The 20,960-nt window shown below is 61.7% G+C and carries 23 protein-coding genes; 10 read left to right on the top strand and 13 right to left on the bottom strand.

Annotation, left to right across the window (positions count from 1 at the left end; all coding sequences use genetic code 11):
* Positions 1-3: 3 nt before the first annotated feature.
* From RAH32_RS12770 to RAH32_RS12750, 5 genes are read right to left on the bottom strand one after another with little or no spacing between them, the layout of a single operon-like run.
* Positions 4-666: a paraquat-inducible protein A gene (locus tag RAH32_RS12770; RefSeq protein WP_306608318.1), complete on the bottom strand. Its 663-nt coding sequence runs from the start codon at positions 664-666 to the stop codon at positions 4-6.
* Positions 663-1,343, bottom strand: a complete 681-nt coding sequence (locus RAH32_RS12765; protein WP_306608488.1) for a paraquat-inducible protein A — start codon at positions 1,341-1,343, stop codon at positions 663-665. Before RAH32_RS12765 ends, RAH32_RS12770 begins: the two co-directional genes overlap by 4 nt.
* A gap of 39 nt (positions 1,344-1,382) precedes the next feature.
* Positions 1,383-3,164: a sensor histidine kinase gene (locus RAH32_RS12760; protein ID WP_306608317.1), complete on the bottom strand. Its 1,782-nt coding sequence runs from the start codon at positions 3,162-3,164 to the stop codon at positions 1,383-1,385.
* A 9-nt stretch (positions 3,165-3,173) separates the two neighbouring features.
* Positions 3,174-3,740, bottom strand: a complete 567-nt coding sequence (locus tag RAH32_RS12755; RefSeq protein ID WP_306608316.1) for an RNA polymerase sigma factor — start codon at positions 3,738-3,740, stop codon at positions 3,174-3,176.
* A 45-nt stretch (positions 3,741-3,785) separates the two neighbouring features.
* Positions 3,786-3,932, bottom strand: a complete 147-nt coding sequence (locus tag RAH32_RS12750) for a NepR family anti-sigma factor (RefSeq protein WP_103172092.1) — start codon at positions 3,930-3,932, stop codon at positions 3,786-3,788.
* 95 nt (positions 3,933-4,027) lie between these two features.
* On the opposite strand from RAH32_RS12750, the gene RAH32_RS12745 reads away from it, so the two are divergent.
* Positions 4,028-4,834 carry a response regulator gene (locus RAH32_RS12745; RefSeq protein ID WP_103172093.1) on the top strand — a complete coding sequence of 269 codons (807 nt, stop codon included), beginning with the start codon at positions 4,028-4,030 and terminating at the stop codon, positions 4,832-4,834.
* A 31-nt stretch (positions 4,835-4,865) separates the two neighbouring features.
* On the opposite strand, the gene RAH32_RS12740 is transcribed toward RAH32_RS12745, so the two are convergent.
* From RAH32_RS12740 to RAH32_RS12725, 4 genes are read right to left on the bottom strand one after another with little or no spacing between them, the layout of a single operon-like run.
* Positions 4,866-5,756, bottom strand: coding sequence for a YihY/virulence factor BrkB family protein (locus tag RAH32_RS12740; protein ID WP_306608487.1), 891 nt, complete (start codon positions 5,754-5,756; stop codon positions 4,866-4,868).
* Between the two features lie 58 nt (positions 5,757-5,814).
* On the bottom strand, positions 5,815-6,516 hold the full coding sequence (gene dnaQ / locus RAH32_RS12735) for a DNA polymerase III subunit epsilon (protein WP_306608315.1): 702 nt from the start codon (positions 6,514-6,516) through the stop codon (positions 5,815-5,817).
* Entirely contained in the window at positions 6,509-7,096 is a 588-nt protein-coding gene (gene coaE / locus RAH32_RS12730) for a dephospho-CoA kinase (protein ID WP_306608314.1), read from the bottom strand. Before coaE ends, dnaQ begins: the two co-directional genes overlap by 8 nt.
* On the bottom strand, positions 7,093-7,944 hold the full coding sequence (locus RAH32_RS12725; protein ID WP_306608313.1) for a shikimate dehydrogenase: 852 nt from the start codon (positions 7,942-7,944) through the stop codon (positions 7,093-7,095). Before RAH32_RS12725 ends, coaE begins: the two co-directional genes overlap by 4 nt.
* A 466-nt stretch (positions 7,945-8,410) precedes the next feature.
* Between RAH32_RS12725 and RAH32_RS12720 the strand changes: the two genes are divergently transcribed.
* The 7 genes from RAH32_RS12720 (at position 8,411) to RAH32_RS12690 (ending at position 15,657) form a co-directional block, all read left to right on the top strand.
* Entirely contained in the window at positions 8,411-8,854 is a 444-nt protein-coding gene (locus tag RAH32_RS12720) for a CopD family protein (RefSeq protein WP_306608312.1), read from the top strand.
* A gap of 125 nt (positions 8,855-8,979) precedes the next feature.
* Positions 8,980-10,251: a transcription termination factor Rho gene (gene rho / locus RAH32_RS12715; RefSeq protein WP_306608311.1), complete on the top strand. Its 1,272-nt coding sequence runs from the start codon at positions 8,980-8,982 to the stop codon at positions 10,249-10,251.
* Positions 10,252-10,261: 10 nt separating this feature from the next.
* Positions 10,262-11,527 carry a tRNA uridine-5-carboxymethylaminomethyl(34) synthesis GTPase MnmE gene (gene mnmE, locus RAH32_RS12710; protein WP_306608310.1) on the top strand — a complete coding sequence of 422 codons (1,266 nt, stop codon included), beginning with the start codon at positions 10,262-10,264 and terminating at the stop codon, positions 11,525-11,527.
* A 9-nt stretch (positions 11,528-11,536) separates the two neighbouring features.
* The gene (gene mnmG / locus RAH32_RS12705; RefSeq protein ID WP_306608309.1) at positions 11,537-13,396 is read left to right on the top strand and encodes a tRNA uridine-5-carboxymethylaminomethyl(34) synthesis enzyme MnmG; all 1,860 of its coding nucleotides are present in this window, start codon (positions 11,537-11,539) and stop codon (positions 13,394-13,396) included.
* 17 nt (positions 13,397-13,413) lie between these two features.
* Positions 13,414-13,989, top strand: coding sequence for a 16S rRNA (guanine(527)-N(7))-methyltransferase RsmG (gene rsmG, locus RAH32_RS12700; protein WP_306608308.1), 576 nt, complete (start codon positions 13,414-13,416; stop codon positions 13,987-13,989).
* Positions 13,976-14,761 (top strand): ParA family protein, encoded by a 786-nt coding sequence (locus RAH32_RS12695; protein ID WP_306608307.1) that lies wholly within the window; start codon positions 13,976-13,978, stop codon positions 14,759-14,761. The genes rsmG and RAH32_RS12695 overlap by 14 nt, the downstream gene beginning before the upstream one ends.
* Entirely contained in the window at positions 14,761-15,657 is an 897-nt protein-coding gene (locus tag RAH32_RS12690) for a ParB/RepB/Spo0J family partition protein (RefSeq protein ID WP_306608306.1), read from the top strand. The genes RAH32_RS12695 and RAH32_RS12690 overlap by 1 nt, the downstream gene beginning before the upstream one ends.
* Before the next feature lie 220 nt (positions 15,658-15,877).
* On the opposite strand, the gene RAH32_RS12685 is transcribed toward RAH32_RS12690, so the two are convergent.
* From RAH32_RS12685 to RAH32_RS12675, 3 genes are read right to left on the bottom strand one after another with little or no spacing between them, the layout of a single operon-like run.
* A complete protein-coding gene (locus RAH32_RS12685) occupies positions 15,878-18,052 on the bottom strand; it encodes a xanthine dehydrogenase family protein molybdopterin-binding subunit (RefSeq protein WP_306608305.1) in 2,175 nt (724 codons plus the stop codon).
* Positions 18,049-19,017, bottom strand: a complete 969-nt coding sequence (locus RAH32_RS12680) for an FAD binding domain-containing protein (protein WP_306608304.1) — start codon at positions 19,015-19,017, stop codon at positions 18,049-18,051. Before RAH32_RS12680 ends, RAH32_RS12685 begins: the two co-directional genes overlap by 4 nt.
* Positions 19,014-19,538 carry a 2Fe-2S iron-sulfur cluster-binding protein gene (locus RAH32_RS12675; protein WP_306608303.1) on the bottom strand — a complete coding sequence of 175 codons (525 nt, stop codon included), beginning with the start codon at positions 19,536-19,538 and terminating at the stop codon, positions 19,014-19,016. The genes RAH32_RS12680 and RAH32_RS12675 overlap by 4 nt, the downstream gene beginning before the upstream one ends.
* Before the next feature lie 147 nt (positions 19,539-19,685).
* Here RAH32_RS12675 and RAH32_RS12670 point away from each other — a divergent pair, with 147 nt between their 5' ends.
* Positions 19,686-19,949: a hypothetical protein gene (locus RAH32_RS12670; RefSeq protein WP_306608302.1), complete on the top strand. Its 264-nt coding sequence runs from the start codon at positions 19,686-19,688 to the stop codon at positions 19,947-19,949.
* 58 nt (positions 19,950-20,007) lie between these two features.
* Here RAH32_RS12670 and RAH32_RS12665 read toward each other — a convergent pair whose 3' ends face one another.
* On the bottom strand, positions 20,008-20,613 hold the full coding sequence (locus RAH32_RS12665; RefSeq protein WP_306608301.1) for a phosphatase PAP2 family protein: 606 nt from the start codon (positions 20,611-20,613) through the stop codon (positions 20,008-20,010).
* A gap of 104 nt (positions 20,614-20,717) precedes the next feature.
* On the opposite strand from RAH32_RS12665, the gene RAH32_RS12660 reads away from it, so the two are divergent.
* Positions 20,718-20,960, top strand: a complete 243-nt coding sequence (locus tag RAH32_RS12660; protein WP_306608300.1) for a hypothetical protein — start codon at positions 20,718-20,720, stop codon at positions 20,958-20,960.

Genomic DNA, 20,960 nt, shown 5'->3' with positions numbered 1-20,960 from the left:
GTGTCAGTCCTGCCCCTCGGTGCCTGTCCGGCTTCGCAACGGCAATCCGCGCCAGATCAGTCTTGGATCAAAGCTTTGCGCGGAAAGCATGGTGAAGGCAACAGACAGCGCGAAGGACACCGCGGCGGGGCCGGGATGGATCGAGGCGACGAAGCCCAGCTGCACAAGCGCCGACAGGATCGCCACCACGAAGACGTCGATCATCGACCAGCGGCCAATGAATTCCACCACCTCGTAGATCTTCAGCCGGGTATGGGCCTGTTCCACCGTCGCAGGCCGGCCGGCCACGGTGGCAAGCCAGGCGATCGCCAGGAACTTGGCGACCGGCACGATCACCGAGGCGACAAAGACGATGATGGCGATGTCGTAATTGCCGTAATGCATCAATTCGACCACGCCTTCCAGGATCGTCGCCTCGGAACTGCCCTGCAGCCCGGCAAAGGTCTGGGTGCGCATCATGGGGAACAGGTTCGCGGGGACATACATGATCAGCCCGGCGGCCCACCATGCCCAGACCTTCTGCAAGCCGCGCCGGTCGGGCGGCACCAGATCGGCGCCGCAACGGTCGCAGGTTTCCTGATCCTCGGGCCAGACGCGGCCGCAGGACCGGCAGCCCAGCAGGCCTGCGCGATGCGCGGTCAGGATGGGCGCACCGTCTTCGGTCACGACAGGCGACCCGGGACCATCTCGCGCCCGTCGGTATGCAGGCCCGCATCCTCGATCGCGTCCCAGATGGTCGTCTGGCACATGAAGCCGCGCGAGGCGAGGTTGACCAGGATCAGGGCGCAGAAGGCCCAGAAGGCGGGGCCAAGATGGACAGTCGCAAGTCCCGCCACCTTGACCAGGGCCACGGCGGTGCCGATCACGAAGATCTCGGCCATCGACCAGGGGCGCAACAGTTCGGACCATCGAAAGGCCCGCGCCGCGTGGCGATAGGGCGCGCGGCCCTGCGCCAGCGGCGCCAGCGTATAGACCAGCAGAAAGGCCCGCAGCACCGGCAGACCCACGATCATCATCATCACCGCCAGGACCAGGGGCAGCAGCACCCCATCGGCAAAGGCCATGCCCACCCCGAAAAGCGAGGTCGCGTTTCCGAACCCCATGCGCGAGATTTCCAGAAACGGAAAGAAGATCGCCCCCATCATCAGGACGACCGTGGTGAAGGACAGGGCGATCAGTTGCGTGAAGGCCCCGCCGCGCGGCTTGGCCAGCACGCCGCCGCAGCGGATGCAGTTCACCGTTTCGCCGGGTTGCAGTTCGTCTTCCACATGGAGGGCATCGCAGCGGGGACAGGCCATCAATCCCCTGCCGGTGGTCAGATCGAAGCTGTCCTGCGCATCCATGCCTGACAAGATAATCTTCCGCCCTGCCCGTGCAAGCATTCAGTGCTGCGCCCCGGCCCGAGCGGCCGAGGTCAGCACCACGTTGCGCCCCTCGGGCGTGACATTGCCCGTCTGGACGTCGAATTCCAGCCGCAGGACAAAGCTGCCGTCCTGCAACCCGGACGTCGCCTGGCCTTCCAGCTGGGTCGTGAAAGCCTCGATCAGCTGGCTGCCCAGGCCGGTGCCGCCCGACTTGTCGGTTTCGTCGATGGAATTGGCGATCTCCAGCACGCCCAGCCCCGGCTTGGGCGTCGTCAGGCTGATCCTGACCCAGGGCGTTCCCCGACCCGGTGCCGCGCCTGCGTATTTCAAGGCATTGGTGAAGGCTTCGGTTGCCAGCAGGGACAGGGGAACCGCCTGGTCCGGCAGCAGGACAAGCGTTTCGATATGGGTTTCTACATGCAGGTTGCTGCCCGGCCCGACCGAGGCGCTGACCATCTGGTTGACGATGTCGCAGATCAGCCGCCCCGCCTCGACCGCGTCCAGGTGTTCGGCCTGATACAGGTTGCGATAGATCGTCGCCAGTGCGGCCACGCGGTCCTGGACCGATCGCAGCACGCGCTTGGCGTCGGGATCGTCGATCACCCGGCTTTGCATGTTGATGATGGACGCGATCAGTTGCAGGTTGTTCTTGACCCGATGATGAACCTCTTTCAGCAGGACGGTCTTTTCGGCAACCGCTTCCTCCATCTGTTCCTCGTCCCGGATCAGGATGCGGGCCATGTTGTGAAAGGTCTGGCTGACGTCGCAGATTTCGGTCGGCGCGTCGGTCAGGACGGGGGGCGGTTCGCTGCGGTTGCCGATGGCGAAACGGCGCATCTGGCCGCGCAGCACGGTGATGTGGCGCAGAACCATGCGAAAGACCGCGAAATAAGCCACGGCCAGCGACACCAGCCACAAGGCCATGGGGATCGTGACCGCCCCCAGCCGGGACAACTGGAACATCCCGACATTGGCGGTCTTGGGCGACCAGCTGCCCAAGGCATAGACAAGGCCAGGAACGGCGGGAACCACGGTGAACATGCGCATCTGCCCGTTTCCGGCACGCGCCTTGAAGTTGGTCTCCGTCCGCGAGAGCAGGCTGATCAGATCGACGTTCTGCGGCAGGATGTCCTGGGTCGAGGTCTGCGCATCCGTATCCGATGTCAGAATCTGCCCGCGATGGTTGAAGGTCACGATGCGTGCGCCTTCGGTGCCGAAGGTGATGTTATGGGTGGACCGCAGCAATTCGGTGGTCAGCGACAGGCCGATATAGCCCAGCATCTGACTGTCGCGATACAGAGGCTGCATGACCAAGACCAGGGGCCGGCGGTTGATGACTCCCCTCTGGACAGATGTGACCAAGGTGCCCGGTTCCGCCATGAAACGCTGGAAGCCTTCGGACGAGGTGAAATCCACCGGTCCGTCCTGCCCGGACGAATTGCATGTGCTCTGCCCGTCCAGCGGCACGAAGCCCGCAAAGACATAGGTCGCGCTGCGCTGGATGAAATTGCGCATCAGATCGGCGCAAACCTGGGGACGGTCCAGCGATTCCAGCACCGCAGGGCCAAGCGCGTCGGCTGAACCCAGCGCGCTTTGCAACAACGCCCGTTCCCCTGCGGCGGCCGAGGACGTGCGGCCCAGCAGCGCCAGTTCGACCCCGCGCTCGGCCTCTCGGACCAGGTTGAAGTTCTGGATTAGCGAGATCAGGCCCAGCGGAAGGATCGCCACCGACAGAAGGGCGCCCAGCCGGAAGCCCAGCTTGCGCGTGAAATCCAGCCGGTCGCTGATCCGCCGGAGCACCGGCCCGCCCTATCGGGCGATGGTGTGGCTGGATGCCATCACGGCCAGTGTTGCCTGATCGGTCATGTCCAGATCCTCACCGCTTTCCATGTGCAGCAGCTCCGCCAGCTTTCGCCGCCCGCGATTGGCCCGCGACTTGACGGTGCCGATGGCCACGCCCGTCATCTCGGCCGCTTCCTCATAGGAAAAGCCCGACGCGCCGACCAGGATCAGCGCTTCGCGCTGTTCGTCCGGCAGTTGCTGGAACGCAATGCGGAAATCCTTCAGCGCCAGCCGCCCGTCGTGATCGGGCCGCGTGGCCTGACGCGCTGCGTGGATGCCGTCGGTGTCGCTGACCTCGCGTTTGGTCTTGCGGCGGGCCGAATAGAAGGTGTTGCGCAGGATGGTGAACAGCCATGCCCGCAGATTGGTGCCGGCCTGGAACTTGTCCATGTTGGTCCAGGCCTTGACGATGGTGTCCTGGACCAGATCGTCCGCGGCAGCCCCTTCGCGCGTCAAGGACAAGGCAAAGGCGCGCAGGGCAGGCAGGTGGTCAACCAGTTGGTCGCGCGGGTCGCCCGCAGCGGGAGTTTTCATTCTGTCACCGTCCACCGTCGCATATCGTCGCGTATTGCAAGGAACTCACTTCTGCTCGCGCAGTTGTTCGAGAAGGGCAAGAAAGCGGTCAGGAACCTGCTCTGTTGCATCCTGCTCAAAGGCGCGACGAAGATTTTCGTCGATCTGTTTCTCGACTGCCGCCTTGCGACGATCATCTCGCTTCGATGTCATTACTTTGTTAGTCCCGGAAATCTTGTGCGCACGGTATCCAACCTGTAGGGGTTAGGATAGGTTCCGCGCAATATCCGAATTCGAGGATTTGAAATATGTCGTCTGCCGATCTTGCCCAGTCCATCGGACGCGAGCTGCCCTATCTGCGGCGCTATGCGCGTGCACTGACCGGAAGCCAGCGTGCCGGTGACAATTATGCCGCAGCCACGCTGGAGGCCATCCTGTCAGACCGGTCCGTCCTGGACGGGGAAGACGATATCCGCATCGGGCTGTTCCGTACCTTCCATGCGATCTGGCAAAGTTCGGGCCAGCCCATCGACGAGGGAGAGCGCACCGCGCGTGAATCGCGTGCGCAGGATCATCTGCGCGGCCTGACCGCCAATTCGCGCGAGGCGCTGCTGCTGCGCACGATCGAGGAACTGCGCCCCGACCAGATCGCCCGCGTCATGCAGATCGACCAGGCCGAGGCCGAGGAACTGGTCCAGATCGCCCTCTCCGAGATGAGCGCGTCGCTGCGCGGCAAGGTCATGGTGATCGAGGACGAGATGATCATCGCCATGGACCTGAAGGGCATCGTCCAGGCCATGGGCCATGACGTGACGGGCGTGGCCCGCACCCACACGGCTGCCATCGAACTGGCGGGCCAGAACCGCCCCGACCTGATCCTGGCCGATATCCAGCTGGCCGACGGATCGTCGGGCATCGACGCGGTGAACGAACTGCTGCGCGATCTGGGCGATATCCCAGTGATCTTCATCACCGCCTTCCCCGAACGCCTTCTGACCGGAGAGCGGCCCGAACCCGCCTTCCTGATCTCCAAGCCCTATACCGAGGAACAGGTCCGGTCCGCCGTCAGCCAGGCGATGTTCTTCTCATCGACCGAAGGATTGGACGCGGCCTGAGGCGGCGTCCGCGCAACCTGGGGGCGGCGGGTCATTCCGCCGCCTTTTTCACATCCGCCACCAGGGACGCGCGGGCCTCGCGCGCGGCGCGGACGCGGCGGCGGCGCGCGATCTCGACATTGATCAGGGCGCCCAGCAGCACGGAAAACCCGGCCAGATAGAACCACATCAGCAGCGCCACCACCGTGCCGATGGATCCGTAGATGCGGTTATAGCTGTTGAAGCTGCTGAGATAGGCCGAGAACGCCACCGACGCCGCCGCCCACAGAAAGGCCGCAAAGACCGCGCCCCAGGTAAAGATCGGGGTGCGCGGCGTCTTCACGTTCGGTCCATAGCGATACAGGATCCCGATCCCCAGGATCACCAGCATGAACATCGCCCCCCAGGGCAGGCCTGCGACCAGCCAGCCGCGCACCTGTTCGAAGACCTGGAAATTCAGCAGGATCGGCACCAGCACGATGGTGGCAAGACCGGCCAGGGAAATTCCCACGATGGCCAGCGTCAGTGCATAAGCCAGCATGAAGCTGAAGACGGTCGAATGGGACCGCACGCCATAGGCGGCGTTCAGGCCACCTACCACCGCCTCGACCCCCGCGCGGGCGGCAATGGTGGCCACCAGAAAGGACACGAAGGACGCCCAGCCGACCGATGTCTTGCCGGCCGCGGTCAGCGACAGGATCTGCGCGTCGATCAGGTCCGCCGCGCCGTCGGGCAGGAATTCATGCGCCACATCCAGATAGGTGTTGATGACACCCGGATCGAACCACAGGCTCCACAGCGCGATGATGGCGGCAAGGCCCGGAAAGACTGCGAACATGGCGTAGAAGGCCACGCCCGCGGCGATCAGGCCCATGTGAATCTTGTCCATGCGCTCCATGACCGCCGCCATGAAGGCCCAGATCTCGCGCAGCATGGTCAGCATCGGCACCTTTGCCCCTGTGGTCTGCCCCCGATCATGGCGTCACCGGCAAGGGAATCTGTCAACCGCCATAGCGCGCCCAGATCGCGCTTTCCCCCAGACGTGCGACAAATTCGGCATGGGCGGCTGCTTCCTCCGGCGTCAGGCGGGGCGGCAGGGGCGCGGGGCGCGGGGCACGAGGGCCGCTGTCCCGAGAACCGGCCACGGGGCCGCCGCCCCGCCCGGGCTGGTCCAGCACCAGGTCGGGCTGCCTGCCGCCGATCAGTTCCAGATACACTTCGGCCAGAAGTTCGCTGTCCAGCAGCGCCCCGTGCCTTTGGCGGCTGGAATTGTCGATGCCGAAGCGGCGGCACAGCGCATCCAGCGATGCGGGGGCGCCGGGGAATTTCTCGCGCGCCAAGGTCAGGGTGTCCAGGGCACGCGACCAGGGCAGGACGGGACGGCCCAGGCGGCGCAGTTCCGCGTTGAGGAATTTCATGTCGAAGCTGGCGTTGTGGATCACCAGCCGGGCATCGTCGCCGATGAAATCGACGAAGCCCTGGACGATGTCGGCGAATTTCGGTTTGTCGCGCAGGAAGTCGTCGCCCAGGCCATGCACCTCGAAGGCATCCTTAGGCATGGGGCGTTCGGGGTTGATATAGACATGAAAGGTCCGCCCGGTGGGCAGGTGGTTCACCAGCTCGATCCCGCCGATCTCGACGATGCGGTCGTCCTTGTCCGCGTCAAAGCCGGTGGTTTCGGTGTCCATCACGATCTCACGCACGGGCTTCGATCTCCTTCACGATGTTTTCGACGGCCCGGCGGGCGGCATCCATGCTGTCCGTCGGAATGATCCAGTCCGCCCGCGCCCGTTTCTGGGCATCGGGCATCTGGCGCGACAGGATCAGGGCCAGCAGATCCGCAGTCATGCCCGGCCGCGCCATGACACGCTGCCGCTGGGTTTCCGCGTCGGCCGACACGACCGCCACCCCGTCCATCTGGGTTTCATATCCGTTTTCGTAAAGCAGCGGAATATCCAGGACGACAAGCGGGGCATCGGGATGGCGGGTGATACAGGCCTCGCGGTCGGCCGCCACGATGGGATGGACGATGGCCGACAACCGGTCAAGGGCGGCGGGATCACCGGCAATCGCGGCCTTCAAGGCGTCACGGTCGATGCCGCCGTCGCGCAAGGCACCGGGAAAGACCGCCGCCACCGGATCCACCGCCGCGCCGCCGGGCGCATAAAGACGGTGAACGGCCTCGTCGGCGTCCCAGACCGGATGGCCCATGTCGCGAAACATCTGCGCCGTGGTGGACTTGCCCATGCCGATGCTGCCGGTCAGGCCCAGCCGGAAGGTCATTCCAGCACGACCCTGCGGGTTTCCTCGTCCACCTCGGGGCGGCGACCGAACCAGCGTTCGAAACCCGGCGCCGCCTGATGCAGCAGCATCCCCAACCCATCGACCACCCGGCAGCCGCGGGACTGCGCGTCCAGCAGGAAGGGCGTCATCAGCGGCGTATAGACCAGATCCGTGACCAAGGCAGCGGGCGACAGCGCATCCAGCGGCACCCGCAAGGGCTGCTTGCCCTCCATCCCCAGGGAGGTCGCATTGACCACGGTGGTCGCGCCGTCCAGCATGTTGCCGGCCTGCGCCCAGTCATAGACGATCAGTCGGGCGCCGAATTCCGCCTTGATCTGTTCGGACCGGATCCGGGTGCGGTTGGTGATACGCAGTTCCTTGACGCCGCTCTCCAGAAGCGAGGCCACCACCGCCCGCGCCGCGCCGCCCGCGCCGATCACCGCGGCGGGACCGTCATCGGGATGCCAATCGGGCGCGTTCTGACGCAGGTTGGCAATGAAGCCGTAACCGTCCGTGTTGTCGGCGTGGATCTTGCCGTCGGACCGGAAGATCAGCGTATTCGCCGCCCCGATCAGCGCCGCGCGGTCGGTCACGGCGTCGGCCAGGGTCAGTGCCGCTTCCTTGTGCGGAATGGTCACGTTGATGCCCACGAAGCCCAGCCGGGGCAGGGCGCGCAGCACCTCGGCCAGGTGTTCTGGCATGACGGGCATCGGGATGTAATGGCCCGCAATGCCGTATCGGCGCAGCCAATGGCCATGCAGACGCGGGGATCGGGAATGGGCGATCGGCATCCCGATCACCCCGGCAAGCGGAACAAAGGCAGGGCGGCTTGGCTGGTCGTCGGTCATCACAGGCATCCCTTGGCTTGGGCTTCAACCCTAAGCCGGGGGCAGAGCGAAAAAAAGCGCGATTCCGTAAGGGCATGATCCCTGTGGCAGGACTGCTTGTGGATAAGAACCGGGGGGAATCGGGTCGAATCATGGGGGCAGGCGATAGGTTTGCGCCCATGCGCCAAAACCGGCAAGGAACGGGGCAGGCCCGAGGGCGTTGCATCCCCAAGTGGACAACTGCCCGATCGCTCCCGGCCGATCTGTGGAGAAGTGCTTCGCGCCAAGCATCTCCACAGACTTATCCACATGACATACCTCTGATTTCGCTTATTTGTTTTTCCCTAGGGGGCCTTCATCCCGGATTTATCCACAGGTGGAGGATCCGGGGGCAAATCACGGGATTTCCGCTTTATCCTGCTGTCCACAGGCCCTACATCAACATCATCCTTTATCTTTCTTTCTATATTAAGAAGAAGAAACGCCGATGCTGGACGGGCTTTCTGTGATCTATCCCTATGCCAAGGCGTTTCACGTCATGGCCGTGATTTCCTGGATGGCGGGCCTGTTCTATCTCCCCCGGCTGTTCGTTTATCACGCCGAACGCGGGCAGGCGCCCGAGCCTGGCGGCAGCTTCGTCATCATGGAGGACAAGCTGCTGCGGCTGATCATGAATCCGGCGATGATTGCCACCTGGATCAGCGGGGTTTGCCTGGTGCTGACGCCGGGGATCGTGGATTGGTCGATGGTGTGGCCCTGGACCAAGGCCGCGGCCGTGCTGGGGATGAGCTGGTTTCACATGTGGTGCGCGGGTCAGCGGCGCGGGCTGCTGGCGGGGCAGGGCCAGACCGGTCGGCGGTATCGCATGATGAACGAGGTGCCGACGCTGCTGATGATCGTCATCGTGCTGTCGGTGATCGTCAAGTTCTAGGGCAAAGATTGACTCGGGGGGCTTTGCCCTCTATGTCGCGGACAAGCCCGGCCATCCGGTACGGGGATTCCCGATTCATAATTTGACCACCGCGCGGCGATGCTGCGCGCGATTGCGGTGATATCATGTCCGAAGAACGTCTGAACCTCTCCGAACTCAAGGCCAAGAGCCCGGCGGAACTGCTGTCCCTGGCCGAGGAGTGGGAGATCGAGAACGCCTCGACCATGCGCAAGGGCGAAATGATGTTCTCGATCCTCAAGGAACATGCGGAGGAAGGCTTCGACATCGGCGGCGATGGCGTGCTGGAGGTGGTGCAGGACGGCTTCGGCTTCCTGCGGTCCACCGCCGCCAACTATCTGCCCGGTCCTGACGACATCTATGTCAGCCCTGACATGATTCGGCAGCATTCTCTGCGCACCGGTGACACGGTCGAAGGCGTCATCCGCGCACCGGGTGAAAACGAACGCTATTTCGCGCTGACCAAGGTCGAGCGGATCAATTTCGAAGACCCGGAAAAGGCCCGGCACAAGGTCGCCTTCGACAACCTGACGCCACTTTATCCGAATGAACGGCTGAAGATGGAAATTGAGGACCCGACCATCCGGGACCGTTCTGCCAGGATCATCGACCTGGTGGCGCCGATCGGCAAGGGTCAGCGGTCGCTGATCGTGGCGCCTCCGCGCACGGGCAAGACCGTGCTGTTGCAGAACATCGCCCATTCGATCGAACGCAATCACCCGGAATGCTATCTGATCGTTCTGCTGATCGACGAACGCCCCGAGGAAGTGACGGACATGCAGCGGTCGGTCAAGGGCGAGGTCATCTCCTCGACCTTCGACGAACCGGCTAGCCGGCACGTCGCGGTGTCTGAAATGGTTATCGAAAAAGCGAAACGGCTGGTGGAACACAAACGAGATGTTGTGATTCTTCTGGATTCTATCACAAGACTTGGTAGAGCTTTCAATACTGTTGTACCCAGTTCAGGCAAGGTGCTGACCGGCGGCGTCGATGCCAACGCCTTGCAGCGGCCCAAACGGTTCTTTGGGGCGGCTCGGAATATCGAGGAAGGCGGATCGCTGACCATCATCGCCACCGCCTTGATTGATACCGGTTCGCGTATGGACGAGGTGATTTTCGAGGAATTCAAGGGCACCGGCAACAGCGAGATCGTGCTTGACCGCAAGGTGGCGGACAAGCGCGTCTTCCCGGCCATGGACATTCTGAAGTCGGGAACGCGGAAGGAAGAATTGCTGGTGGACTCCAAGGACCTGCAAAAGACCTATCTGTTGCGTCGTATCCTGAACCCGATGGGCACGACCGATGCCATCGAATTCTTGATTTCGAAATTGAAACAGACCAAGTCGAATTCCGAATTCTTCGATTCGATGAACGCCTGACGAGGCAGCAATGGACTTGATCTATGCCGAAGCCACCCCGCCCGGGCGGGGTGGCGTTTCCATTATCAGGATAAGCGGCGCAGGAGCGCGGCGTCTGGCCGAGCATCTGGCAGGGGCATTGCCTCGGCCTCGCCATGCCTATCTTCGGGAAATCCGAGATACGGACGAAATACTGGATCGTGCCCTGGTCATGTGGTTTGAAGAAGGCCACAGCTTCACCGGCGAGGAACTGGCCGAAATCCATCTGCATGGTGCCCCCGTCATCGTCCGCCGCTTGGGGCAGATATTGACCAGCCGCAGCCTGCGTCTTGCAGAAGCGGGAGAGTTTACCCGTCGTGCCTTCCTGAATGGGCGAATGGACTTGTCTGAAGTCGAAGGCCTGGGCGATCTTCTGGCTGCCGAAACGGAAGCACAGCGGCGTCTGGCCCTGCGAGTGAGCAGCGGCGAACTTGCTCGCAAAGCGGACCACTGGCGGTCGCTTCTGATCCGCGCCGGCGCACTTGTGGAAAGCAGCGTCGACTTTGCGGATGAGGATGTTCCAGAGGATGTTCCGGGTGAAGTATTCGAACTGTTGGCAGAACTGCGACGTGATCTGAAAGAACAGATAGCCGGTTACGCTGCGGCCGAACGTATTCGCAACGGATTTGAAGTTGCAGTCATTGGCCCCCCAAATGCAGGAAAATCGAGTCTGATAAACCGCATTGCGCGTCGCGAAGTGGCTTTGGTATCAGATATTGCCGGAACGACTCGAGATATCATCGAACTGCGTTTGGACATCCGGGGATTGGCTGTCACGTTGCTGGACACCGCAGGTCTTCGTACCTCGGAAGACGTTGTCGAAAACTTGGGAATAGACCGCGCTCGAACTCGGGCTGCCGGAGCTGACCTGCGTCTTCACCTTTCCCCGGAAGGAAAAAAGGACGACAGTCTTTGGCAGGAGGGGGATATACTGGTCGCCACCAAATCGGACTTGCATAAACGGGCAGCAGGTCTTCCAGTCTCGTCCTTGACCTCTGAGGGGCTGGATCTATTAATCAATCAAGTTTTTGACACCCTAAGCGTCAGAGCAGCCAGTGCGGCCTTGATCAGCCATCAGCGCCAACTTACAGCCTTGTCGGAGGCGTACGAGGGTCTTGCAGAGGTTGATAACCTACCACCAGAACTTGTCGCAGAAGCTATTCGGAGAACTGCTTCGTCTTTGGATCGCCTCCTTGGCAGAATCGGAGCAGAGGACTATCTGGATGTAATCTTCACATCCTTCTGCATCGGAAAGTGAGTGTTTCACGTGAAACAATATGACGTGATTGTTGTTGGGGCCGGTCACGCAGGTCTTGAGGCAGCGGCGGCTTCGGCCAGGCGCGGCGCCAAGACGGCATTGGTGACGATGCGTCGAGAAGATATTGGAACTCTGTCATGCAATCCTGCGATCGGAGGGTTGGGAAAGGGCCATCTGGTCAGGGAAGTCGATGCCCTTGATGGATTGATGGGTCGAATTGCAGATAGGGCCGGCATCCAGTTCCGGCTGTTGAACCGGAAAAAGGGTCCTGCAGTACAAGGGCCACGCGCTCAGATGGACCGCAAACTATATCGAGTTCATGCCTTCCAAGCGATATCAAATTATCCGAACATCCATCTTGTTTTCTCTGAAGTCTCCTGTCTGGTCGGAAACGACAAATTGGTTTCTGGTGTAGAACTAGCAGATGGCACAATCTTGAATGCCAAAGCTATTGTCCTGACCACCGGCACATTCCTGAATGGTGTCATCCATGTAGGTAGCGAAAGCCGACCTGCAGGACGCTGGGGCGATGGCGCTTCCAATCGACTGGCTGAGTCGGTAAGCCGTTATGAACTCCCTATGGGGCGTCTTAAAACGGGCACGCCCCCTAGACTCGATAGTCGTTCGATAGACTGGAATGTCTTGGAACAGCAACCTGGTGACGATCAGCCAGCTTTGTTCTCGTATCTTAGCACAGGCGTAGAAACGCGTCAGATCTCCTGCGGTATAACTCATACGAATATACAGACGCATGACGTTATCCGGAACAATCTGTCTAAATCCGCCATGTATGGCGGACACATTTCTGGACGGGGTCCACGCTATTGCCCCTCAATCGAAGACAAGATCTTGCGTTTCAGTGACAAGGAGGCCCATCAGATCTTTCTCGAACCCGAGGGCCTGGATGATCATACGGTTTATCCCAATGGGATCTCCACGTCGCTGCCAGCCGATGTTCAGTTGGAATATGTGCGGACGATAAGGGGTCTGGAGCAAGCTGTAATCCTGCAGCCCGGTTATGCGGTCGAGTATGATTACATCGATCCACGTGCGCTGAAGAATACGCTGGAATTGAAGAACGTGCATGGCCTTTTTCTGGCAGGGCAGATAAATGGCACCACTGGCTATGAGGAAGCGGCTGCGCAGGGTATCGTTGCCGGACTGAATGCCGCAGCAAAAGCGCTAGACAAGGAAAGTGCGACATTCAGCCGCGCCGATAGCTACATTGGTGTCATGATCGATGATCTGACATCCCGCGGCGTGTCCGAACCTTACCGGATGTTTACCTCTCGTGCAGAATTTCGCTTGTCGCTCCGTGCTGACAACGCTGATCAGCGTCTTACGCCATTTGGGCTCAAGGTAGGCTGCATAGGGGAAGTGCGTCGCAGGTCCTTTGAGGAACGCCAAAGTCTCTATGAAATTGCGCGTAGGGATATGCAGGCCGCCACATTCAGTCCATCTGTTCTTTCGAAGGCTGGCATCATTGTTCGTCAAGATGGCCAGATGCGATCTGTATTTGGATTATTGGGCCAGTCAGATATTTCACCGGGCCAACTGGAAGGTCTTTATCCTGCCCTTGGGGACATCAATCCGGCTACAGTGCAGCAACTACGGAATGATGCTCTGTATGATCAGTATGTGGATCGCCAAGCCCGTGACGTTGAATTGCTGAAACAGGACGAGGCAATCTCTTTGCCGCACGACTTCGACTACGCACAACTTTCCGGTCTGTCTAGAGAACTGGCAGCTAAGATGAACATGCTCCAACCGGAAACACTGGCTGCGGCCGCCAAGATCGAGGGGATGACACCGGCTGCGCTTACACTTCTGGCAGTTGCGTCGAAGAACCGCAGTAAGTTAACAGCATGACTGTTTCACGTGAAACAATGGAACGACTTCAGGTTTATGGGGATCTGCTGACCAGATGGAACCCCCGCATCAATCTTGTTGCGCCCTCAACTCTTTCTAATCTCGCAACACGGCATTTTGAAGATTGTCTCCAAGTGGCCGCTCTTGCCGGGAGCAAGTCGGGCCGATGGGTTGATCTGGGCAGCGGCGGCGGCTTGCCAGGCTTGGTCCTTGCCATGGCCAACACCGATCCAGAAGTGACTTTCACTTTGGTGGAAAGCGACCAGCGCAAAGCAGCTTTTCTTCGCACTGTCATTCGAGAAACTGCGCTGACCAACGTAACTGTCTTGTCCAAGAGAATCGAGTCTCTTCCGTCGCTGAGTGCGACCTATGTGAGCGCACGTGCGCTTGCTCCCCTCAGGCATCTAATGGCATATTTGGCGCTCCATCTGGCGCCTTCTGGCAAGGCTTTCCTGATGAAGGGTCTTCAATGGAAAGACGAAGTTGAAGATGCACAAAAAGATTGGAATTTCGATTATATTGCGCACCCGAGCCGGACACAGGAAGGGGCAGCAATACTGGAAGTAAGCGGAGTAAGACATGGCGCAGCCTAGCGTTATTGCCATCGCCAATCAGAAAGGCGGAGTGGGGAAGACCACCACTGCGATAAACCTTGGCGCGGCACTGGCCATGTCAGGCCACTACACGATCCTGATTGATCTGGATCCTCAAGGAAATGCTTCGACAGGATTAGGGATTGAGGCAGAGCAACGTCACAGAACTGTCTATGACCTTCTGGCAGGGCCGGAGTCTCTGGCAGACTGCCTGGTTCACACGAAAATCGAAAATCTGTCAGTTGTTCCGGCAACGCCTGACCTTTCCTCGGCCGACGTTGATCTGGCACAGGTAAAGGACCGCACTCGTCTTCTAAGGCGCAAGCTCAATGAAGCTCCAAAGGACAGTGTTATCCTGATCGACTGTCCTCCAGCTTTGGGGCTGCTGACGGTGAATGCCATGGTTGCTGCAGATGCCGTCCTTGTTCCCTTGCAGGCTGAATTCTATGCTCTTGAGGGCCTGTCGCAGCTTTTGACGACGGTAAAACATGTGCGTCAAAGCGGAAACCCCAATCTTCGGGTGAATGGTGTCTTGCTGACCATGTCCGATTACCGCAACAATCTATCTCAGCAAGTCGAGGCCGACGCCCGCGCAACGCTTGGAGATCTGGTCTTCACAACGGTCATTCCCCGAAATGTCCGTGTCTCGGAAGCGCCCTCGTTTGCACAGCCGGTCCTTCTTTACGATCCTGCGTCCAAAGGCAGCCTTGCCTATCGTCAATTTGCCGCTGAGTTTGTGGCACGTCTTAAACTTGCCAGTGAGGTTGCCTGATGTCCGACAGCAAATCTGCAAAACGCGGCTTGGGCCGCGGCCTGTCGGCACTGATGGCGGATCTGGATCTCGATACACCGGGCGAGGCCAAGCCCGCCAAGGATCGGACGATGGTTCCCATCGAGCAGATCACGGCTAACCCGGATCAACCCCGGCGACACTTCGATCCGGCGGCCTTGCAGGAACTTGCAGACTCCCTCCGCCAGCGGGGCGTTCTTCAACCCTTGATCGTCCGAAAGCATCCCCGGGATGAGGGACTTTACCAGATCGTCGCAGGCGAACGCCGCTGGCGGGCGGCGCAGATGGCGCAGTTGCACGAACTTCCGGTTATCGTACGGGATCTGTCCGATACCGAAGTTCTTGAAGTCGCCATTATCGAGAACATTCAGCGGGCCGATCTCAATGCCATCGAGGAAGCTGCGTCCTTTCGGCAGCTCATGGATCGCTTCGGTCATACCCAGGAAAGACTGGCCGAGGCACTGAACAAGAGCCGCAGTCATATCGCCAACCTCTTGAGGCTGCTGACCTTGCCTGATCCGGTGCAGGATTATGTGAAGGATGGTCGCCTGACGGCCGGACATGCTCGTGCATTGATCACGGCGGACAATGCTGCCATTCTGGCGAGACGGGTCATTGACGGAGGGTTGTCCGTTCGGGAGACCGAAGATCTTGTGCGTCGACAGGCGAAAACCACAACATCTGCTGAAAAATCACAGTCTCGTCGCAAGGATGACAAAGACGCCGATACCCGGGCCCTTGAAGGAGACCTTTCTGCACAGTTGAAAATGGCCGTCACCATTGATCATGCCCATAACGGGGGTGGAACGATTTCGATCACATACCAAAATCTGGATGAACTCGACCGGTTATGCCAGCTTTTGGGGCGCCCAAGCTGATGATGGAATAAAGCCCTCGAAGAAGCCGGGACATCTCTGCGATACGGATATTCTGCATGGGCCAAGATTGGCAGCAGGAATTTGCGGATCGCATGGCCATCGCGCTGACAGGACGGACCAGACAGGACCGCAAAATTCTCCCGACCGCGTTTAAGCGCCTCCCTAGCGGGGTTCAGTCGTGCTGCCATTGGTCCCATCCTTGGGAGGGGGGCGGGAATCGTCAATCTTCCAATCCTGCGACGATCTTGTCAGGCGTCGCAGGAAGTTGCCGCACACGGACCCCGCAGGCATTGTGAACGGCATTCAGAACAGCCGCACCTGCCCCGCAAATCCCCAGTTCTCCCAAACCCTTGGCTTGCAACGGCCCGACATAGGCATCGCGTTCGGGCAGGAAATGCACCTCAAGCGCGGGCACATCCGCGTGCGTGGGGATGTGATACTCCGCAAGATCGCGGCTGACGGCGTGACCGTCACGGGGATCATGTTCCATCGCCTCGGTTAGGGCGATGCCGATGCCGAAGGTCATGCCGCCCAGGCACTGGGATCGCGCGGTCTTTTCGTTCAGCACCCGGCCGCAGGCGAAGACGCCCATCATGCGCCGGACGCGCACCTCGCCGGTCCAGCGGTTTACCGCAACTTCAGCCCAATGGCTGCCCCAGGTGGCTTGCCGGTGGGACTTTTCGGTCTTGCCGGGTTGCAGATGACCTTCGCCGCTGATCTGGCCGTCGATCAGATCCGACAGCGGCCGGGCCACGTTGCCGGCCCGTGCCATTCCGTCTTGCAGGGTCAGGTCCACTTCATCGCAACTCATCGCTCGGGCGATCTGGCTGCGGATTTCCTCGCAGGCCAGATAGACCGAATTGCCGCTGGACGCTGCGCCGAAGGAACCGCCCGACCCCGAGGCGGGCGGAAAATTCGTGTCGCCCAGCCTGACCTCTACCCGTTCCATGGGCAAGCCCAACATTTCCGCGGCAAGCTGGCCAAGGATCGTATAGGTGCCGGTGCCGATATCGGTCATGTCGGTTTCGACGATGGCATGGCCGTCCTGGTTCAGCGTGACGCGTGCCCGGGATTCGACCAGCATGTTGACCCGCACGGCGGCGGCCATGCCCATGCCGATCATCCATTCCCCCTCGACGCGCTGTCCGGCGGGCTTGCGGTTTGACCAGCCGAACAGCCGGGCACCCTCGCGCAGCGCCTCGGCCAGCTTGTGGCTGGAGAAGGGGCGGTCCGTGGTGGGTTCGACATCGGGGATATTGCGCAGGCGCAGTTCGACCGGGTCGATCCCCGTCGCCTCGGCCAATTCGTCCATGGCGCATTCGAAGACGGTGACACCCACCGCCTCGCCCGGCGCGCGGACGGATCCGGCGCAACCGCGGTGGATGCGCGCGACAGCATGAACCACCTGCCGATGCGCGGCCTGATAGGTAAAGGGCGTCGCTTGGGCAACGGGTTCGACGAATTCGCTGCTGGGCAGGTTCGACACCAGAACCTCGTGCCCGATTCCCGTCAGGCGGCCATCCGAATCGCAGGCCAGCCGGATACGCTGCCGGGTTTCGGACCGGCGGTGCGCCAGGTCGAAGACCTGCTGGCGGGTCATGGCGACCATGACCGGACGACCGAGTTTCTTGGCGGCGATGGCTGCCGCGACGGCCTCGGCATTGATGCCCAGCTTCGATCCGAAGCCGCCGCCGACATAGGGCGACAGCAGTCGAAGGTTCTGTTCCTTGATTCCCAGGGCATCGGCCATCTGCTTGCGGTTCGACGACAGCATCTGCAGCGCCGCGCGGATCGTCACATGGTCGCCGTCCCATTCGGCAATGGCGGCATGAGGTTCCATCGCCGCCGACATATGCGACGGTGTCTGCCAAACCCGATCCACCGTGACAGCGGCATCCTGCATCGCCTTGTCCACATTTCCCGCTGCCGACTGCTTCTTCGGCGGCAGTTCGGGCTTCACGGCCTCGGGTTCCACAGGCACGCTGGCGGTCTTGTAGCGGACGGCAATGTTCTGGGCGGCGTGGCGCGCGGTCTCGAAGCTTTCGGCCACGACAAGAGCGATGGCCTGACCCATGTATTCGATCTGGTCCGGCCCCGAGGTGGGGCCCTTCTGGTCCATGCCCTGCGCGGCATAGCGGACCATCCGCTTGTCATGGATCACCGCAAGGGCGCCGGGTGCGTCGCCGACCTCGAGCACCTTTCCGGCGGGGACGGACGCCTGGACCAGGACCCCATAGACCATGTTCATGGGCCTTGCCTCGGCGGCATAGGCGGCAAGTCCGGTCACCTTGAGAGGGCCTTCAAGCCGGTTCAGGGGCTGGCCCAGGATGCCCTGGGCCATGTGGTCCAACCGGTCGTCGTGGTTCGGGCCATCGACCCGCAGATGCCGTGTCATGCCGCCGTCTCCATTCCGGTCGCGTCACGCAGCGTCGCGATCAGGGCGCGGCGCAGCAGGGGAATCTTGAACTGATGTTCGCCCCAGCCGCGCGCGGGGCGCAGCAGGATCTCGGCCGCTTCCCTGAACAACGCGTCCGAGGGTTCGCTGCCCTTCAGCAAGGCCTCGACATCGGGATCGCGCCATGGTTTCGCGGCAACGCCGCCAAAGGCCAGGGCAGCATGACTGATGCGACCGTCCTCGGTCCCGATCACCGCCGCGACGGACACCAGGGCAAAGGCATAGGAGGCCCGGTCCCGCACCTTGCGATAGCGATGCTGGCCCCCAGGCGGGGCGGGAAGGATCACCGCCGTGATGATTTCGCCGGGTTCCAGGACGGTTTCCACATGCGGGGTATTGCCTGGCAGCAGGTGGAAATCGGACAACGGCACCTTGCGGGGGGCCGGACCATCGATCTCGACCACGGCATCCAGGGCACGCAGGGCCACAGCCATGTCGCCGGGATAGGTGGCGATGCAATGATCCGATGCGCCCAGGATCGCGTGGTTCCGCGTGACGCCGCCGATGGCCGCGCAGCCCGCGCCGGGATCGCGCTTGTTGCAGGCCATGCGGCGGTCATAGAAATAGGGACAGCGGGTGCGCTGCATCAGGTTGCCGCCCGTCGTCGCCATGTTGCGCAACTGCCCGCTGGCCCCCGCCAGCAGGGCGCGTGACAGGACAGGGTAATCGCGGCGGATGACCGGATGGGCGGCAAGGTCGCTGTTCCTGACCAAGGCCCCGATCCGCAGCCCTTCGCCCTCCGGCTCGACGCCGCCCAGATCCAGGTGGGTGATATCGACCAGGACAGGGGGCGCCATGACCTCGAGCTTCATCAGATCCAGCAGGTTGGTGCCGCCTGCGATGATCGTGGCGTCCGGCGACAGATCCGCAATCGATGCGGCGCGCTGATAGGTGAATTCCCTCATGCCGCATCCTCGCGCCAGCCGGTGGTCCCGGCGGCCTGCCGGATGGCCGCGACAATGTTGGCATAGGCCGCGCAGCGGCACAGATTGCCGCTCATCCTCTCGGCGATCTCGGCATGGGACAGCTCGAACGGGCCGTCCAGGTTTTCAGAGACATGGCTGGGCCAGCCTGCCTCGATCTCCTCCAGCATCGCGGTGGCCGAACAGATCTGGCCCGGCGTGCAATAGCCGCATTGGAAGCCGTCATGGTCCAGGAACTGTTGTTGCAGGGGAGACAGGCGATCCGGGCTGCCCAGGCCCTCGATGGTGGTGATCCGCGCGTCCTGGGCCATGCAGGCCAGGGTCAGGCAGGCATTGATCCGGCGGCCGTCCATCAGCACCGTGCAGGCGCCGCATTGGCCATGGTCGCAGCCCTTCTTGGTGCCGGTCATCCCAAGATGGTGGCGCAGGGCATCCAGAAGCGTGGTGCGCGGATCCAGATCAAGGTCATGGGTCGCGCCGTTCAAGTGAAGTGTGATCTGCATGAATCCCCCGGATGCTGGCATCGGTGCTGGCTGGTGGCACGCCTCAACCGCCAGACCGGGACTGCGTTCCCTCGGGCCACCGCTTTCCCAAAGGAACAGGGGCGCGCGAAGGGCGTTTCCCCCGCATGGCAAACCCAGGAGCGTTCCATGTCCCAGTCCCAGACCACCCGCGATCACGACATCATCCGCAAATGGGCCGAATCCCGTGACGGCCATCCCGCCAAGGTCGAAACCGGCGGAAAAGGCGGGATCCTGCGCATCGACTTCGGCGAGCCTGAAGACAACCTGACCCGAATCGAGTGGGAGGAGTTCTTCCAGATCTTCGATGAAAACGACCTGAACTTCCTGTATCAGGACAAGACCGCCGACGGCGGTACCAGCCGCTTCAACAAGTTCGTCTCGGGTGAATAGGGACCAGCTGCCCAAGTCCCCGGTCCCATGGCATCCTTCCCGGCAACATGGTCCGGGGCTACCTTCCCGAAGCGGCGTTATCCCCAGGCAGCAGCAGGTTGACCGCCCGTGCGGCAGCCAGGCCCAGCATGGCCCCTGCCAGAACATCCATCGGGTAATGTTTGGCGCGCGGGATCTGCACCCCGGCGATCAGGGCCGCAGCGCCCGCCGCAGAAACCTTAAGGCTTGGTATGTCCCTGGCAACGATCGCCGCCACCGCCACCGCCCCGGCCGTATGGCCCGAGGGAAACGAGGTGTCGTTGCCCCCCTTGCTTTCCCCTGGCACGAATTCGTAAGTGCGGCGCTTCACGATTTCCTCGGGGCGGGTGCGGCGCAGGCGGTTCTTGATCCTGCGCTTGACGACATTGGCGATCACATGGGCGGCCATCATGCGCATTCCCGTCCGCGCGACATTGGGGCGGCCGGCCATCAGCCCGCCGGCGATGACCGCGCCGCAGACCACCGCCAGCGGCATCTGGTCGGCCAATTCGCTGGCCGTGCCCAAGGCCTTGACCATGGGATGATGCCGGTGCCGGGCCGCGCTTGCCGCAGCCTCGACATCCATGCGTTCCAGACCTTCGGTCTGGGGGGCGGGGTGGTCTTCTGGATCGCTGTGCTGGGACATGCCTTCGTAACAGCGCGTGCGGCGGGCGGTTCCCGAAGGGGGAACAAATCACCCTGCCTGCCGGTTTGGCTTGGCCACCACCGATACGAACAGGAGGATCGAGAATGGCAAACGCAAGCAGCAAGAAATTCGGCGCAGGCCAGCAGGACCAGGGCAAGGGCGACGGCACAGGCGGCATGTCCCCCGACACGCTGGAGGAACTGCCCCGCCAGGAAATCCTGTCGAACCGCGATACGTCCCGTCATTCGGATCAGCGCGGGTTGGATTCCCGTCACGTCAAAAACGAGCAGCATCAAGACCATGTGGCGAACCGCCAGGACGACGATGCCGATGATGGGCAAGGATAA

Source organism: Paracoccus yibinensis, from assembly GCF_030846195.1.
GTDB classification, from domain to species: Bacteria; Pseudomonadota; Alphaproteobacteria; order Rhodobacterales; family Rhodobacteraceae; genus Paracoccus; species Paracoccus yibinensis.
This window is presented reverse-complemented; position numbering and strand designations above follow the sequence as displayed.